Genomic DNA, 15,432 nt, shown 5'->3' with positions numbered 1-15,432 from the left:
CGCTCTTCGCGCTCGGCGATCAGGCGCAGCTTCTCGCGTGCGCTGCGGTAGACGTTCTTGTCGCGCTTGCCGATCTGACGCACGACCTGCTCGAGCGCGTCCTTGGTCTCGATGCGCTCCACGGCGGCGCCGCGGTTGGCGGCGAGCGGATCCTGGACCGCGCAGAGCGCAAGCACCTCGGGAGACTGCAGCCGCTCGATCGCGGCGCGACGCACCTCGGGGGCCAGCCCTTGGATGGCGACCTGCTCGAGGATGCGCGCGTCCTCGACGTGCGACAGCTCCGCCACCCGCACATCCACGCTCACGCCGTCGGGTGTGAGCTCGGCCGGCTGGGTCCCGCACAGAAGATGCCGATAGCGGGCGGCGGCGATCTCGCGCACGCCGGCGTCGGCGTCCTCGGCGACGATGAGGCGAAGATGGGACAGCCCGACCAGTCTGCGGGTCGCCTCGCGCCGAACCGCAGGGTCTTCATGATTGCGGGCGCGTTCGGCCAGAACCTCCTGGTCTTCTTCCTTGTGTGTATCTTGTCGTTTTTTCTTGAGAAAGCGCTCGAATAGCATGTGATACTCGCCAACCGTTGCCCACGGACCGACCATTGTACTCAGAAACGCGGCCGAACGGCCCGACGACTGCGAACGGCGAGACGATCGAGCGATGCGCCTAGGCGTCAGGGATGCGGTAGGACCGCGAGAAGTCGGGCGTCCTGCGCAGGCAGTGCGATCCCGGCGTCCGCAGCGATGAGCCGAAGCACCGGGATGAATGGGTATCCGGCGCCGGTCTCGGCCTTGGTCTCGAAGCAGGCCTCGTAGGCGTCGGCGATGCGCCGAACGAGGCGACGCGCGGTCTCTCCGATCGGGTCGTCCGGATCTCCCCCCGCCGGTGTGGACGTGGCCGCAGCGGGAGATTCAGGCAGGGAAACGGGCGGCGGCACGGGCGCTGCGGCGAGGAGGACGGAGGCGGCCTCGGCGATGCGCTCGACCTCGCGACAGACCGCGTCCAGATAGGCTTGGTCATGGACTCGGTCGAAGGGGTCGGAGGCGCGCAGCCGGCCCGTGATCGCCTCGCGGGATCCCTCGTCGAGCGCCCCGATCTCCCGGACGAGCAGACGCGCGGTCTCCGCAAGGGTCGAATGCGGGGCGTTTGGGTCCGGGGTCGGCTCGGCGGCCGGGGTTGTATCCGGCTGCGCGGTCGGACGCACGTCCGGCTCGGATGCGGCCGCGGGTTGCGCGGAGGCGTGGGTGTCCTTCGTGGAGGCACGACAGCTCGCGATGCCGTACTCGACGGCGGAGGCGAACAGCTCGCGGCTTTCCGGATCGCCGACGGCCTGCTCGGTCAGGCACGCGAGCAGGGCGGCGCGGCCGGGCTCGGAGAGTCGGTAGGGTTCGAGAAAATGGGCCTTCTTGGTGCGCTTGAGCGCGTTTTGCGGCGGAGCATCCGGCGGCTCGGCCTGCGGGTTGCGCAGCGAGCGGCTGCGCGGCGGGCTGCTTTTACGGCCCGGTGTCGGCGTCGGGATGCTTGATTTTCGCATGATGCCGTTCCTTCCGCGGGCGGTTGCCCGGTTGCGGACGTTGCTCGGCGAACGCTTATTCGCGAACGAAAGGGTTGGTGCGTCGCTCCTCGCCCAAGGTCGACATGGGGCCGTGTCCGGGGATGAAGCGGACATCGTCTCCGAGCGGAAAGAGGCGCTCCCGGATGGAGTCGAGGAGCTGGCGATGATTTCCGCGCGGAAAGTCGGTGCGTCCAATCGAGCCCTTGAAGAGAACGTCGCCGACCTGTGCGAGCTTGTCGTGTGCGTCGAAGAAGACGAGATGGCCCGGCGTGTGACCGGGGCAATGCAGAACCTCGAGGGTCTCCTCGCCGACGGCGATACGCTCGCCCGCCTTCAGCCAGCGGTCGGGCTCGAAGGCGGTGACGGGCGGAAAGCCGAACATCTCGCACTGCTCGGCCAAGGCGTTGAGCCAGAAGGCGTCGTCGGGGTGCGGACCCCAGATCGGGATGCCGAGTCGGCGCGCGATCTCGGCGCTGGCGCCAACGTGGTCGAGGTGCCCGTGGGTGAGCAGCACATATTCGGGTTTCAGCTCGAGCGCTGAGACCTGCTCGAGGAGGCGCTCGGCCTCGCCACCCGGATCGACGATGACGGCTGCTCGGGTTCGCTCGCACCAGAGCAGGGTGGTGTTCTGCTGAAAGGGGGTGACGGGGATGATTCGAAATTGCACGGGGTCTGGATCACGCGGTCGGGGCTCGAAGTCCTCGCATGGTTTCATCTGGTGTCGGGGTTGTCCAGGACTCGATAGAGACCCGATGGAGGCGCTCGGACGGGATCCCGGCCGCGATGGTCGGCCGATCCATGCGGGGACTACGGGTAAGCGCGAGACGTCCTTCTTACTGGCGACGGGGCCTCTCGGGTCGGGTTGCCGGCGCGCGAGAAGCCCGGATCAAGGGGCGATGTCGGCAACCAGGTCTGCCCTCAGGAACGCAAAATGGCGTAGAGCGTGTCCTTCAGAACGAGACGTTCCTTCTTGAGCTCCTCGATGGTCTCGTCGGCGACGGGTGTGCCCAGTTCTTCGAGGTCGCGCACCCGGGCGTCGAGTGCGTCGTAGTCGTCCATCAGTCGCGCGAACTCGGCGTTGTCCGAGCGTAGTGCCGAGATCTTCGTTTCGAGATCGGGGAACTCGTGAAGCAGGTCGTGTGATTCGCCAAGCATTGTGTCCGTTCCTCAAAAAGGTGCAGTAGCCCGCGCAGTCGTCGCGCCGGCGCTCGTGTGTGGTCGGGGCGGGTCTGACTCGCCGGGTGCAGGCGCAGCGGCGATCCCGGCTCGATGTTCGAAAATGATACCGCAGCGTCACGGGTCGGACATAGCCCGTTCACGCCGAACGGTCCGCGTGACTGCCGCCTTACTTGGTATTCGCGTCCAGGTGTTTGACGACCTCGGCGGTCAGATCAAGCTTTTCGTCGAGATAGAGGACCCCGGACATCCCGGGCTCGACGACCATGCCGATCTTGTTCTTCTTGGCGACGGCGCTGATGGAGTCGCGCGCCGGGCCGATAATCTCGCGGCTCTTGGCCTGCTGGACCTTCATGATCTCCTGCTGGATGCCGTTCGCCTTCTCCTGGAATGCCGCGATGCGCTTCTGCACGTCGGCCTCCTGCTTGCTGACCTGGTCGGCGCTCATCAGTGGTCCATCGCGCTCGAGCGTCTGCTGAAGCTTGCGGATCTCCTGCTCCTCGGCGGCCATCTCCTGGCCACGCGGTTCGAACTCTTCACGCAACTGGTCTTGCAGACGCTTGCCCAACTTGCTTTCCTCGAGGACTTTTTGCATGTCGACATAGCCCAGCACCTCGGCGGCCAAGGCATGGGTCGGCACGATGATGAAAAGGGCAAGGGCGACAAGGAGGGCGGAACGGGTCATGAGCAGGACTCCGGGGATCGATAGAGTGGGATGAGGCCAGACGTGGTCCGCGAGCATACAGCGGCTGGGCCGATCGCGGAACGGCGGCGCGCGCGATTCTAACCCTCGCTCTCGGCCCGTGGAAACCACTCGCATGCTTGCGTCGCGGGCGCGCCTGTCGGATCCTGTCGCACGGCTCGGGCGTTCGGGTATTCGCCGATGGTTCGCGGACTTGGACCGGCTCGGCGATCGGCGACATCTTTTTCGGAGATCCACACCGTGGGCAACTCGTTGCAGGACCAATTGCTCAAGGCCGGCTTGGTCGACGAGCAGAAGCTCAAGCAGGCACGTACCACCAAGCACAAAAAGACCAAGCAGCATGCCGGTCCACGCAGTACGGCGCAGGACAACGAGGCCCGGCTGGCCGCCGAGCGTGCCCGTCGCGAGAAGCTCGAGCGCGACCGCGCGCTGAATCTGCGCCGTCAGGAGGAGGCGGCGTTGCGTGCGGCGGAGAACGAGATTCGCCAGCTCGTGCACACCCATCGGGTGGTGCGCGATCGCGGCGATCTGGCGTTCAATTTCACCGACGGCACGACGCTCAAGCGCATCTATGTCAACAAGGAGCAGCACGCGAAGCTGGTCGCGGGAAGCCTGGCCGTGGTCCGACAGGATGCCTTCTACGAGGTCGTGCCCGCGGAGATCGCCGTGCGGGTGGCGGCGCGCGATGCGAGCCTGGTCCTAGTCCACAACACGGCCGCCGAGGAGAAGGACGCGGACGATCCCTACGCCGACTATCAGGTCCCGGACGACCTCATCTGGTGATGGGGGGCGGTGATTCCGCCCGATGATGCGATCAGGCGCCGGATGCGATGCAGACTGATCCGATTTGATTGCAATCCACTGAATTCAAAGACCGAACGACAGGAAAACCACGGATGTCCGACAACGCCAACCTCAAGCTCGCCGTGCTCATCGATGCCGACAACGCCCAAGCGAGCATCGTCGAGGGGCTTCTCGCCGAGGTCGCAAAATACGGCACGGCCCACGTCAAGCGCATCTACGGGGATTGGACCCTGCCCAATCTGGGGTCCTGGAAGGACACCCTGCTGCGTCACTCGATTCAGCCGATGCAGCAGTTCCGCTATACCAAGGGCAAGAACGCGACCGACGGGGCCATGATGATCGACGCCATGGATCTGCTGTACTCGCGCAACTTCGACGGCTTCTGTATCGTCTCGAGCGACAGCGATTTCACCCGCCTGGCCTCGCGTCTGCGCGAGTCCGGCATGACGGTCTACGGCTTCGGCGAGCAGAAAACCCCGGAGCCCTTCGTCGCGGCCTGCGACAAGTTCGTCTTCACCGAGGTGCTGCGCGAGGGTGCGGCCGGCGACTCGACGACGCGCAAGAGCGGCAAGGATCTGCAGCGCGACACCAAATTGGTGAACCTGCTGCGTGCCGCCTTGGATGGTGCCGCGGACGACACCGGATGGGCGGGTCTCGGCGCCGTCGGCTCGGCGATCGCCAAACGCAGCCCCGAGTTCGACTCGCGCAACTACGGCTATGCCAAGCTCAGCGGACTGCTCAAGGCGATCCAACTCTTCGACATCGAGGAACGGCAGGTCGGGCGTGGACCGCACAAGGCGTTGTTCGTGCGGGATCAGAAGTCGGCGGCTTAAACCGCGTCCGGAGGGGTATGCGCGGGCTGCGAGTGGGGCTGTGTTGCTCGTATCTACGGCGTTTGAGTGGACGCGGTTTAAGGTGATTTCCGGGAATGCTCATCCCGACTGCGCTGCCATGAAAGGGCCGTAGGTGCGAATTTATTCGCACAGCCCGGGTGGTGGCGGTGCACTTGTCTCGCGAGACGGCGATGCCGTCCGGGATGCGACTCATGATCGACACACACTGCCATTTGGATGTTGCCGAGTTCGATGCCGATCGAGGGGCGGTGTTGGCTCGGGCGCGTTCGGCGGGTGTGGCGGCTATCGTGGTTCCGGCCATCCATTCAGAGGGTTGGGGTGGTCTGCTCGCGCTCTGTGCATCGGCGGAGGATCTCTATCCGGCGCTGGGTCTGCATCCGGTCTATCTCGATCGTCACCGTGCGTCGGATCTTGCCGCCTTGGAGCGTGCGATCGCCGAGCATCGCCCGCTCGCGGTCGGCGAGATCGGTCTGGATTATTTTCTGCCCGAGCTGGATCGGGCGGGTCAGCAGGCCCTGCTCGAAGCGCAGTTGTCGGTCGCGCGTGACGCGGATCTGCCGGTCCTCCTGCATGTGCGCAAGGCGCATGAGGAGATGTTGGCGACCCTGCGGCGTGCGCGGGTGATGGGCGGTATCGCGCATGCCTTCAACGGCAGTATCCAGCAGGCGCAGCAGTATCTGGATCTAGGCTTCCGGCTCGGCTTCGGTGGGATGTTGACCTTTACTCGTTCCTCGCGTCTGCGCCGTCTCGCGGCCGCGCTGCCGGCCGAGGCGATCGTGCTCGAGACGGATGCGCCGGACATGACGGTCGCCGCGCATCGGGGCGAGCGCAACAGTCCCGAGTATTTACCGGATGTTTTGCAGGCGTTGGCCGAGGTTAGGGGCGAGTCGCCCGATGTCTTGGCGGCCCTTACGACGGAAAATGCATGCGCGGTCTTGCCGGGCCTCGACGGGATCGATCGCTCCGGCTCGGGTCGCGTCAGCGCCCCGCCGACTTGACGACCTCGTAAGCCGCCAGGGCCGCCTCGCGCGATGCCTTGAGATCCACGATCGGGGCCGGGTAGTCGCGCCCGATCCGGATGCCGGCGTGATCGAGCAGGGCGGTCGGGGCGGTCCAGGGTTGATGGATGTATTTGTCCGGGAGTCGGGCCAGCTCCGGGCACCAGCGTCGAACATAGGCCCCGCTCTTGTCGAAGCGCTCGCCCTGCAGGACCGGGTTGAAGATGCGGAAGTAGGGGGCTGCGTCCGCGCCGCAGCCGGCGCTCCACTGCCAGCCGAGGCTGTTGGCGGCGAGATCCGCGTCGACCAGGGTATCCCAGAACCAGCGTGCGCCGGCCTGCCAGGGCAGGCGCAGGTTCTTGGTCAGGAAGGAGGCGACGACCATGCGTACCCGATTGTGCATCCAGCCGGTGTGCCAGAGCTGGCGCATGCCGGCATCGACCAGCGGGATGCCGGTCTCGCCGCGTTGCCAGGCCCGCAGCATCCGATCGGCATCCTCTTCGCGCCAGGGCAGAGCGGCGAAGCGTCGATCCAGCGGCTCATCGGTGGTGTGGGGATAGTGATAGATCAGGTGGTGCGCAAACTCGCGCCAGCCGATCTCGCGCACGAAGGGCTCGACCGGGTCCGCGGTCGGGTCGCCCCAACGCTCTTTGACCATGGCGAGGATCCGACGCGGACCGATCTCGCCGAAGTGCAGGTGCGGAGAAAGCGCGGATGTCCCGGTGTGGGCCGGCAGGTCGCGCTCGGTCGCGTAGCCCCGGATTCGCTCCTGCACGAAGGTGCGTGCCTGCTTGAGCGCAGCGGTCTCGCCGGGTGTCCAGGTCTCGCGTAATCCCCTGTCCCAGGAGATGCTCGGCAGCAGGTCGAGGCTTTCGAGGGGCAGCGAGACAAGAGACTCGGGAGGCGGCGGCAAGGTCGCCGGAGCGGGCAGGGTGGGGACCTCGGAAAGCCGAGCGGCGCAGCGACGCCAGAAGGCGGTGAAGACCCGGTAGGGCTCGGCGTTGCCGGTGGCGATCTCCCAAGGCTCGAACAGAAGGGACGCGTTGTGACTGTCCACCCGCAGGCCGTCGGCCCGCAGGGCTTGGTTGATCCGTCCATCGCGCTCGCGCGAGGTCGGATCGTAGAGGCGATTCCAGTGGATCCGGGTGGCGCCGGTCGCCGCGACGATGCGCCGCAGCTCGGCGAGGTTGTCCCCGCGTGCGATCAGGAGCCGGTTGCCGAACGTCTGTAGGGCCTGGTCCAGGCTCGACAGGCTGCCGTGCAGCCACCACCGACTTGCTGCACCGGGTGACCAGGGCGCCTCCGAGTCCGGGTCATGGATGTAGACGGGTACGAGTCTGTCGCAGTCGACCAGGGCCGCTTGCAGCGCCGGATTGTCGTCGAGACGCAGGTCACGACGGAACCAGAGGATAACGGTACTCGGCATTGAGTGGTGCGGTCTCGGGTCGGTTTGGGTCCGGTTGCCGGATGTTGAGGTCCGGAGGAGCTGAAGGGCTGTAAGTGCGAATAAATTCGCACCTACACCCGCACTCGGTGGTTATTGAATGGTTACTGGTCTTACTGAACCGCGTCACCGCCGACGGTGACGAGCTGCGCAAGCTCTAGCTCAAACGCCAGCCGAGTGTTGCCCGCCGGACGCGGTTCAGTCCGCGAAGACCTCGTCGAAGAATCCCTGCATCAGCGCCCAGGACCGTGTATCGGCCTTGGGGTCGTAGACGAGTGCGTCCATCCCGTAGGCGGTGGCACCGGGGTTGGTGAAGCCGTGGCGTGCCCCCGAGTAAACGATCATCTGCCAATCCGCACCGGCGGCGTCGAGCCCCTCTTTGAAGGCGGCGATGCGTTCGGGCGGGACGAAGCTATCGGCCTCGCCGTGGGCGATCAGGATGCTGGGCTTGATGGTGCCGGGCTCTATGTTGCTTGCCGGGGGCAGAGAGCCGTGGAAGCTCGCCACACCGTCGAGATCGGCACCGGCATAGGCCATCTGCATCACGGTCGCGCCGCCGAAGCAGTAGCCGATGGCGGCGAGCTTCTCGGTATCGACGCGGTCGCTGGCCTTCAGGGTGTCGAGTCCGGCCATGGCGCGCTGCTGCCAGGCCGACTGATTGGCGGTGATCTGCTGCATCCAGCCTTGGGCGTCGGGCGCATGCTCGGTGACCTTGTTGTCGCCGTACATGTCGGCGGCGAAGGCGACATATCCAAGCTCGGCAAGCATCTCCGCGCGTTTCTTCGCGTAGTCGTTCAGGCCCCACCATTCATGGATGACAAGTACGCCGGGGCGTTTGCCCTCGATCGCATCGTCGTAGCTGAGGTAGCCCGTGAGGACGGTGTCGCCGTCGCGATATTCGACGCGCTCGGTTTGGATGGCGGCGCCTGCAACGAGAGGGGTGCAGAGGAGCAACGCGGCCATGTGGGTCGATGGTCTTCTCATGAGTCTCTCCGATCCGGTGGTTGACTGAGCTTCGGGACAGGTCGGGCTCCGCGGCAGGGCGCGTCGTCAGGCTGCGCCCGCAGCGGTCCCGCAAAGGTCAGGCCATTGGGTTCGGATGACAAGCCCGGCGCCGTTTCTCCGGCGCCGGGCGCCGCCAGCAAGATTCGCGCGCGATGGGTGCGTGATCGGCATTGCGGCACGGGCGGGACCTCTCTATCCTAATGCTGCAATGCAACAGGTTATCGGGACACCTCTCTAGACCCCGATCTGTGTCGCCGCGATGGCATTATGCGTGCCCGATCAATTCATCGACATGGGCACTGACGCTGCGTCCGAGCGCGGACAGACTGTAGCCGCCTTCCAGACAGGACACGACACGCTCCTGTGCATGCCGGCGCGCCAGCAGATGGAGCTCGCGGGTGATCCAGGCATAATCGGGCTCACGCAGATTGAAATGGGCCATGTCGTCCTCGGCGTGGCCATCGAACCCCGCGGAGATCATGACCAGCTGCGGCGCGAAGGCATCGAGCTTGGGCAACCAGGCGGCCTCGACAGCGGCCCGAAAGGCGGCCCCGTCGGTCAGCTTGGGCAGCGGCAGGTTGAGGATGTTCGGCGCATCGGAATCGGCGCCGCAGCCTGGATAGAAGGGGTGCTGGAAGCTCGAGCAGAAGAGCACCCGTTCGTCGCCGCTGAAGATCTCCTCGGTCCCGTTGCCGTGGTGGACGTCGAAATCGACGATGGCGATCCGCTCGATGCCGTGCTCGGCCATCGCATGTGCGGCACCGACGGCGACGTTGTTGAAGAGACAAAAGCCTCCGGCCGAGCGTCGTCCGGCATGATGGCCGGGCGGGCGCACGCAACAGAACGCGGCGTGATGTTTTTCGCTCATCACCAGGTCGACCCCGAGGATGGCGCCGCCGGCCGATCGCAGGGCAGCCGGCAGGGTGTGGCTGTTCATGGCGGTGTCGCCGTCGACCCAGACCAAGACGTCGTCGACCTCCGGGGCGGCCTCGAACAGCCCTTGGACATAGTCGGCGTCATGCACGCGAGTCAGCTGCTCCAGGCTCGCCTCGGGTGCGTCGTAGTGGGTCACCAGCATCTCCATCCCCGAGGCGATCATGCGATCCTGGATGGCGTAGAGTCGCTCGGGACACTCGGGATGGTGCGCGCCCATCTTGTGCTGCTGACACAATGGGTGAGAGACGAAGGCGAGGTTCATGCAAAGGTCCTCAAGGCATTGATCGCACGCGGGAGTTGGATGGTACCCGGGCAATTCTTGTTGTCGTTCGGCGCATGGTCGCGCCCGTGTCGAATCCCTGAATCCTAATTTTTCGAGCTTTTTGATCTTCGAAACGCGTCTACGCCGACACCGGTGGACGCATCCGAGGCATCACCGATACAGCACCCGGGAATGTCACGCCCGACGCGTTTCGAACGCGGTTTAGCTTAATCCTTTTTATTGCCCGGGAGGGCGATTCCATGCGCGTATCCGATATCGAACAACTCTTCACGCCCACCGCCGTTGCGGTCTTCGGGGCCAGCGACAGCGAGGGGTCCATCGGCGGCATGGTGTTTCGCAATCTGCTGGCCGGCGGCTTCAAAGGCAATGCCTATGCAATCAATCCCAAATACAAGGAGGTGGCCGGCGAGCCCTGCTACCGCGACCTGGATCAGCTCGACAAGCACGTCGATCTGGCGCTGATCGCCACACCCGCCGATCGCGTCCCGGAGATCCTCAATCAGTGCGGCGGCTACGGGGTGAAGGTGGCGGTGGTCCATTCCGCCGGCTTCGGCGAGTACGGCGAACGCGGGATCAACCTTCAGGAACGGATGGTCGAGGCGGCCCGAAGCAACCGTATCCGCGTCCTCGGACCCAACTGCATCGGGGCGATGCGCCCGCAGCACGGCCTGAACGCCAGCGTCGGGCAGGATCTCCCGCGCCGCGGCAACGTGGCCCTGGTGTCGCAATCCGGTGCGATCTGCACGGCGATGATCGATTGGTCCGAGCGGCGGCGGATCGGTTTCTCGGCGATGGTTTCGCTGGGGGCGGCGGCGGATGTCGACTTCGGCGACGTGCTCGACTATCTCGCCCTGGACAGCCAGACACAATGCATCCTGCTGTACGTGGAAGGGATCCGCAACGCACGCCATTTCATGAGCGGGCTGCGCGCGGCGGCGCGGCTGAAGCCCGTGGTGGTGGTGAAGGCGGGGCGGCATCCGGCCGGAACCCGCGCGGTCAAGTCGCACACCGGTGCCTATGTGGGCTCGGCGGACGTGTTCCGCGCCGTCACCGAGCGTGCCGGCGTGGTTCAGGTCTCGAGCCTCGATCAGTTGTTTGCGGCCGCCCAGGTCTTCGGCACGCGTCGGCGTCTGACGGGCGACCGCATCGCCGTCATCACCAACGGCGGCGGGCCGGGTGTGCTGGCCGCGGATCGGATTATCGAGCTTGGGCTCTCGCTTGCGCAGATCAGTGATACGACACGCCAGACGCTGGAGAAGGCGTTGCCTGACCATTGGTCGCACGGCAACCCGATCGACATCATCGGCGACGCCCCCCCGGAGCGCTATCGGCTCGCCTTGGACGCCTGTCTCGCGGACCCGGAGGTCGACGGGGTGCTCTGTATCCTGGCGCCCTTGGTGTTCGGCGATCCGGTTGCCACGGCCGAGCAGGTCATCGCGGCAGCCAAGGACAGCCGCAAACCGGTGCTCGCCTGTTGGATGGGCGGGAAGCGGGTCGCCGAGGCCCAAGAGCTGCTGGCCGAGCACGACGTGCCGCATTTCGATAGCCCGGAGGTGGCGATCGACGCCTTCTCGTTCCTCGCCACCCACCAGCGCAACCAGAAGCTGCTGATGCAGTCGCCTGGGCCGCTCTCGCAGGAGGACGCACCGGACGTGGAGGGCGCGCGCCTCATCATCGAGGGCGTCATGGCCGAGGGGCGCAAGACGCTGGGCACGGTGGAGGCGAAGGCGATCCTCTCAGCGTTTCGCATCCCGACGATGCAGGCGGTGTTGACCCGCACGCCGAACGAGGCCCTGATGGCCGCCCAAGCCCTAGGATTCCCGGTGGTGATGAAGATCAACTCGCCGGATCTGGAGCATAAGTCCGATGTCGACGGGGTGCGGCTGAACATCGACGATGCCCAATCGGTGCGCCGGACCTTCACCGAGATCGTCGAGCGTGCCAAGCGGCTGCGTCCGGATGCGCGCATGGAGGGCATCACGGTCGAGCACATGGCCTCCACGCGTGCTGCACGCGAGCTGATGATCGGCGTGACCCGGGACCGGATCTTCGGTCCCGTCATCAGTTTCGGTGCCGGCGGCACCAAGGTCGAGGTCCTCGAGGATCGCGCGCTCGGTCTGCCGCCCCTCAACGCCTTCATCATCCAGACCATGATCGACCACACCCGGATCGTGCGTCTCATGGGTGCCTTCCAGCACATGCCGCCGATGAATCGCGTGGCCTTGGCGAAGATTCTTCAACGGGTTTCCGAGATGGTTTGCGAGTTGCCCGAGATCATCTCGATGGACATCAACCCATTGATCGGAAACGACAAGGATGTCGTTGCCGTGGATGCGCGCATCAAGGTCGATTATCGTCCGCCCCAGCAGACGACCTACGGACACATGGCGATCCACCCCTATCCGAGCCACCTCATCGAGCGTGTCCAACTGCCGGACGGCAAGGATCTGGTGATTCGACCGATTCGCCCGGAAGATGCCCAGATGGAGCAGGAGTTCGTTCGGGGTCTCTCGGAGCAGACCAAGTATTTCAGATTCATGCAGGCGATCAAGGAGCTGACGCCCGAGATGTTGGTGCGCTTCACCCAGATCGACTACGACCGCGAGATGGCCCTGATCGGTGTGGTCGAGCACGATGGGTCCGACGTCCAGGTCGGCGTGGCCCGCTATATGGCCCGACCGGGCGGCGAGGCCTGCGAGTTCGCGATCGTCGTCTCCGACACCTGGCGCAACCTCGGAATCGGCGCGCGATTGATGCGCTCGCTGATGCAGAACGCCCGCTCGCGCGGCTTTAGAGTCATGGACGGCGAGGTGCTCAGTGCCAACAGTCGGATGCTGGCCTTGGTCAAATCACTCGGATTCCGCATCGAAAGCGACCCGCAGGACATGGCGGTCAAATGGGTGAGTAAGGTGCTTTAATATCCATTTAAACCACGTCCAGCCGACCTTGCTGGGTCCGCACCACGCCGGACCCGCTCCAGTTCAGTCAGGCCGCGCCGGACGCGGCTTAAATGCTGACCTTGAGCTTCTGTCCCGGGCGAATCTTGTTGTCGTCCGGCCGCATCTTGTTCAGCTTGCGCAGCTCGGCGACAGTGATGCCGTTCTGAACCGCGACGCGATAGAGCGTCTCCTGCGGCTTGACGACATGGTAGCGCGCCGCCGTGGTCGACTTCTTCTCGGCCGGCGCCTTTGCGACCTGTTTGGTGGTCACCTTTGCCGCCGGCTTCGTCGATGCCTGCACCTTGGGCGTCGTCGGCTTGGTGGCCGGCCGCTCGACCTTGGCGATGGCCTGACGGGCTACCGGCGATGCCTTGGGTTCGGCGCGGGCGACCAGGACGTTGGAGACCGGTGGCGGATGGCTGGCGACGCGCTGTTTGGTTCCGGCCGGGAGCCACACCGTGCTGCCCGGGGGCAGATAGGCCCGACCGTCGCGTGCGCGGTCGCGCCAATGCATGTTCAAGTCGGCCAGGCGATTCGGGGTCAGGCCGTAGTGTCCGGCGAGGTGGTCCACCGGCATGGGGTGCTGAAGGACCAGACGATCGTGCGGCCAAGGCTCCTCGCGGCGGACACCCTCCGGGAAATAGCGATCGGCGTTGCGTGTCACCTCGCGGGCGGCGATGAACTCGGCGTAGAAATTCCGTGACGCGAAGCCGAAGTATTGGCCGCGGTAGTTCTTCACGATGCCGCCGATGTCGTTGCCGTGCTGGGCCTTGGCATTCGCCATCCCGCCTTGACCGTGGTTGTAGGAGGTGATGGCGAGAGGCCAGCTCCCGAGGCGGCGATGGGCCTGGGAGAGATAACGAGCGGCACCGTCGGCCGCGATGATGGGATCGAGTCGCTCGTCGACGGTGTCGTTGACGTTCATGTACATCCGACCGGTTGCGGGCATGAACTGCCACACGCCTGCGGCGCCGACGCCGGATCGGGCATTGGTCTGAAACGAGGATTCCACGTGCGGGAGATAGGCGAGATCCTCCGGGACACCGTGACTGCGCATGATCTCGCGAAAGGCCGTGTCGTACCGTCCGCTGATCTCCACGCCGCGATGGAAGCGTTCGCGCAGACCGCGTTGACTGCGCACGCGGTCGGCAGCCCCGTAGACCGCGGCGCGACCGCCGGACCGCTCGAGCTTCGCCAGGAGCGCCTTGTCGCTGCTGCTCAGGCTCTGCCCGGTTCGCACGCGCTCTTCCAGAAGGCGCAGCTGGCCCTTGTAAGCATCCGTACGGTCGCGCACCAGCGAGCGTTGCGAGTCCGTGTAGCCTTCTTTGATGGGCAGGGGCAGCTTGACGACCTCGTAGATGACGTCCATGTGCTGGTCGTCGTGGATGGCGACGTCTCCGCGACCCCAGATGCCGTAGACGTGGCGCCAGAAATCGACATTGGGCTGGATCTCCGCCGGAACGGGGAAGGTGTCCGAGCCGGCGACCACCTCGCCTTGGGTCCAGCTTTCTCCTGAGGTGTCGCGTTGACCGCCGTCGCTGCCGCAGCCCGCTAAGCCGAGCAGGGCAATCGACAACAGCAGGAACGCTAGATACCTGATACTGATCGGATAGGTCGGCATGGTCCGCGTGTCCTCTCGAGCGTGAGCCGGGCGCGTCGCAGCTGTTGCGACGGTGAATACTCCGAATGAGCGCGCAGGCTCGTACGGGGCCAAGGCGATACCATGCGAATGCGAAGCGGGATGATCGACTCGGCAGGCGCGCTCTGCGTCATCTTTTCGACGACGATTTGATATTGGCTCACGAAAGCCGTCTTTGCAATGTACGATTGCGGATAAAATGCCTCGTTTTTCCATGCGCTCCGCAGGACTCGTATTCTTGAAATGGCCTGAGCTTTTGTTGGCTAATATCATATATTTCAGTGTGTTGTTGAAATTGCTCATTCCAGTGCATTGCGATCGCGTTCGGCGTGCCCGATGAGTGAGCTCGACCCCGATTCACCGCTTGATCAGTCATGAAGCGGATGTATTCCTTCCGATTCGAGCAATGAGACCAAGCGGATGAGAGGTAGTCCGATCAAGGTATTGGGATCGTCACCTTCAAGCCGCTCGAATAACGCGATACCGAGACCTTCCGACTTGAAGCTGCCGGCGCAATCGAAGGGTTGCTCGCGATCCAGATACCCTTCGATCTGTTGTCGGTCGAGGTGTCTGAAATGGACGCGAAAGGGTTCGACGAGGGTTTGGGCGCGCCCGCACGCTGTGTTCAGCAGACACAAGCCCGTCTGGAAGACGACGATTCGCCCGGACGCCCGCTCCAGTTGGGCGATGGCGCGGGCCCGGTCTCCGGGCTTTCCCAAGATCTCCTCGTCGATACAGGCGACCTGATCCGACCCGATGACGAGCGCGTTCGGACGGGTGGAGGCGACCGCCCTGGCCTTGGCCTCCGCCAAGCGCAGGACCAGCACCTGAGGCGATTCACCGGGGCGCGGGCGTTCGTCGACCTCGGGGGCCGCGGTCGTAAAGGGCAGCCCCAAGCGCTCCAGGAGTTGGCGCCGGTAGGGCGAGGTCGATGCAAGAACAAGCGCGGGCGCAGGCACGGTGTCGGGATCCTGAAGGGGTTTCCGGAGGACGCCCGGCTGCCTTCATTCAAGGCTGGGGCGCTCGGTCGGTCGGGCTGAAGTATAAAACAAAAAAGCCCTCGCAATCGATTGCGAGGGCTTTTTTGTTTTATACTTCAGCC

Annotated in this window: 13 protein-coding genes and 1 pseudogene; 4 read left to right on the top strand and 10 right to left on the bottom strand. The window is 65.0% G+C overall.

Going from position 1 to position 15,432, the window contains the following annotated elements; genetic code table 11:
* The 5 genes and pseudogenes from VLR48_RS17420 to VLR48_RS17400 form a co-directional block, all read right to left on the bottom strand.
* Positions 1-560 (bottom strand): annotated as a pseudogene (locus VLR48_RS17420) (DUF349 domain-containing protein); the annotation flags it as partial.
* 107 nt (positions 561-667) lie between these two features.
* Positions 668-1,528, bottom strand: coding sequence for a hypothetical protein (locus VLR48_RS17415; RefSeq protein ID WP_325293008.1), 861 nt, complete (start codon positions 1,526-1,528; stop codon positions 668-670).
* Between the two features lie 55 nt (positions 1,529-1,583).
* Positions 1,584-2,216: an MBL fold metallo-hydrolase gene (locus VLR48_RS17410; protein ID WP_325293007.1), complete on the bottom strand. Its 633-nt coding sequence runs from the start codon at positions 2,214-2,216 to the stop codon at positions 1,584-1,586.
* Between the two features lie 251 nt (positions 2,217-2,467).
* Complete coding sequence (locus VLR48_RS17405; protein WP_325293006.1) at positions 2,468-2,704, bottom strand: YdcH family protein; 237 nt, start codon at positions 2,702-2,704, stop codon at positions 2,468-2,470.
* A 190-nt stretch (positions 2,705-2,894) separates the two neighbouring features.
* On the bottom strand, positions 2,895-3,410 hold the full coding sequence (locus VLR48_RS17400) for an OmpH family outer membrane protein (protein ID WP_325293005.1): 516 nt from the start codon (positions 3,408-3,410) through the stop codon (positions 2,895-2,897).
* A 258-nt stretch (positions 3,411-3,668) separates the two neighbouring features.
* Here VLR48_RS17400 and VLR48_RS17395 point away from each other — a divergent pair, with 258 nt between their 5' ends.
* The 3 genes from VLR48_RS17395 (at position 3,669) to VLR48_RS17385 (ending at position 6,084) form a co-directional block, all read left to right on the top strand.
* A complete protein-coding gene (locus VLR48_RS17395; RefSeq protein ID WP_325293004.1) occupies positions 3,669-4,211 on the top strand; it encodes a DUF2058 domain-containing protein in 543 nt (180 codons plus the stop codon).
* Positions 4,212-4,324: 113 nt separating this feature from the next.
* Positions 4,325-5,065 carry an NYN domain-containing protein gene (locus tag VLR48_RS17390; protein ID WP_325293003.1) on the top strand — a complete coding sequence of 247 codons (741 nt, stop codon included), beginning with the start codon at positions 4,325-4,327 and terminating at the stop codon, positions 5,063-5,065.
* Between the two features lie 212 nt (positions 5,066-5,277).
* Positions 5,278-6,084 (top strand): TatD family hydrolase, encoded by an 807-nt coding sequence (locus VLR48_RS17385; protein WP_325293002.1) that lies wholly within the window; start codon positions 5,278-5,280, stop codon positions 6,082-6,084.
* Here VLR48_RS17385 and VLR48_RS17380 read toward each other — a convergent pair.
* The 3 genes from VLR48_RS17380 to VLR48_RS17370 form a co-directional block, all read right to left on the bottom strand.
* Positions 6,065-7,510, bottom strand: coding sequence for a deoxyribodipyrimidine photo-lyase (locus VLR48_RS17380; RefSeq protein WP_325293001.1), 1,446 nt, complete (start codon positions 7,508-7,510; stop codon positions 6,065-6,067). The two genes, VLR48_RS17385 and VLR48_RS17380, sit on opposite strands and share 20 nt — an antisense overlap.
* 216 nt (positions 7,511-7,726) lie before the next feature.
* Positions 7,727-8,512 (bottom strand): dienelactone hydrolase family protein, encoded by a 786-nt coding sequence (locus VLR48_RS17375; RefSeq protein ID WP_325293000.1) that lies wholly within the window; start codon positions 8,510-8,512, stop codon positions 7,727-7,729.
* 286 nt (positions 8,513-8,798) lie between these two features.
* Positions 8,799-9,731, bottom strand: coding sequence for a histone deacetylase family protein (locus VLR48_RS17370; RefSeq protein ID WP_325292999.1), 933 nt, complete (start codon positions 9,729-9,731; stop codon positions 8,799-8,801).
* A 260-nt stretch (positions 9,732-9,991) separates the two neighbouring features.
* On the opposite strand from VLR48_RS17370, the gene VLR48_RS17365 reads away from it, so the two are divergent.
* Positions 9,992-12,670, top strand: a complete 2,679-nt coding sequence (locus VLR48_RS17365) for a bifunctional acetate--CoA ligase family protein/GNAT family N-acetyltransferase (protein WP_325292998.1) — start codon at positions 9,992-9,994, stop codon at positions 12,668-12,670.
* An 88-nt stretch (positions 12,671-12,758) separates the two neighbouring features.
* Here the strand turns inward: VLR48_RS17365 and VLR48_RS17360 are convergent, their stop codons facing one another.
* A complete protein-coding gene (locus VLR48_RS17360; protein ID WP_325292997.1) occupies positions 12,759-14,312 on the bottom strand; it encodes a lytic transglycosylase domain-containing protein in 1,554 nt (517 codons plus the stop codon).
* A gap of 386 nt (positions 14,313-14,698) precedes the next feature.
* Positions 14,699-15,289 carry a nucleoside triphosphate pyrophosphatase gene (locus VLR48_RS17355; RefSeq protein ID WP_325292996.1) on the bottom strand — a complete coding sequence of 197 codons (591 nt, stop codon included), beginning with the start codon at positions 15,287-15,289 and terminating at the stop codon, positions 14,699-14,701.
* Positions 15,290-15,432 lie beyond the last annotated feature (143 nt).

Origin of the sequence: Thiocapsa sp., from assembly GCF_035467215.1 — a bacterium.
In the GTDB taxonomy this organism is placed as follows: domain Bacteria; phylum Pseudomonadota; class Gammaproteobacteria; order Chromatiales; family Chromatiaceae; genus Thiocapsa.
This window is presented reverse-complemented; position numbering and strand designations above follow the sequence as displayed.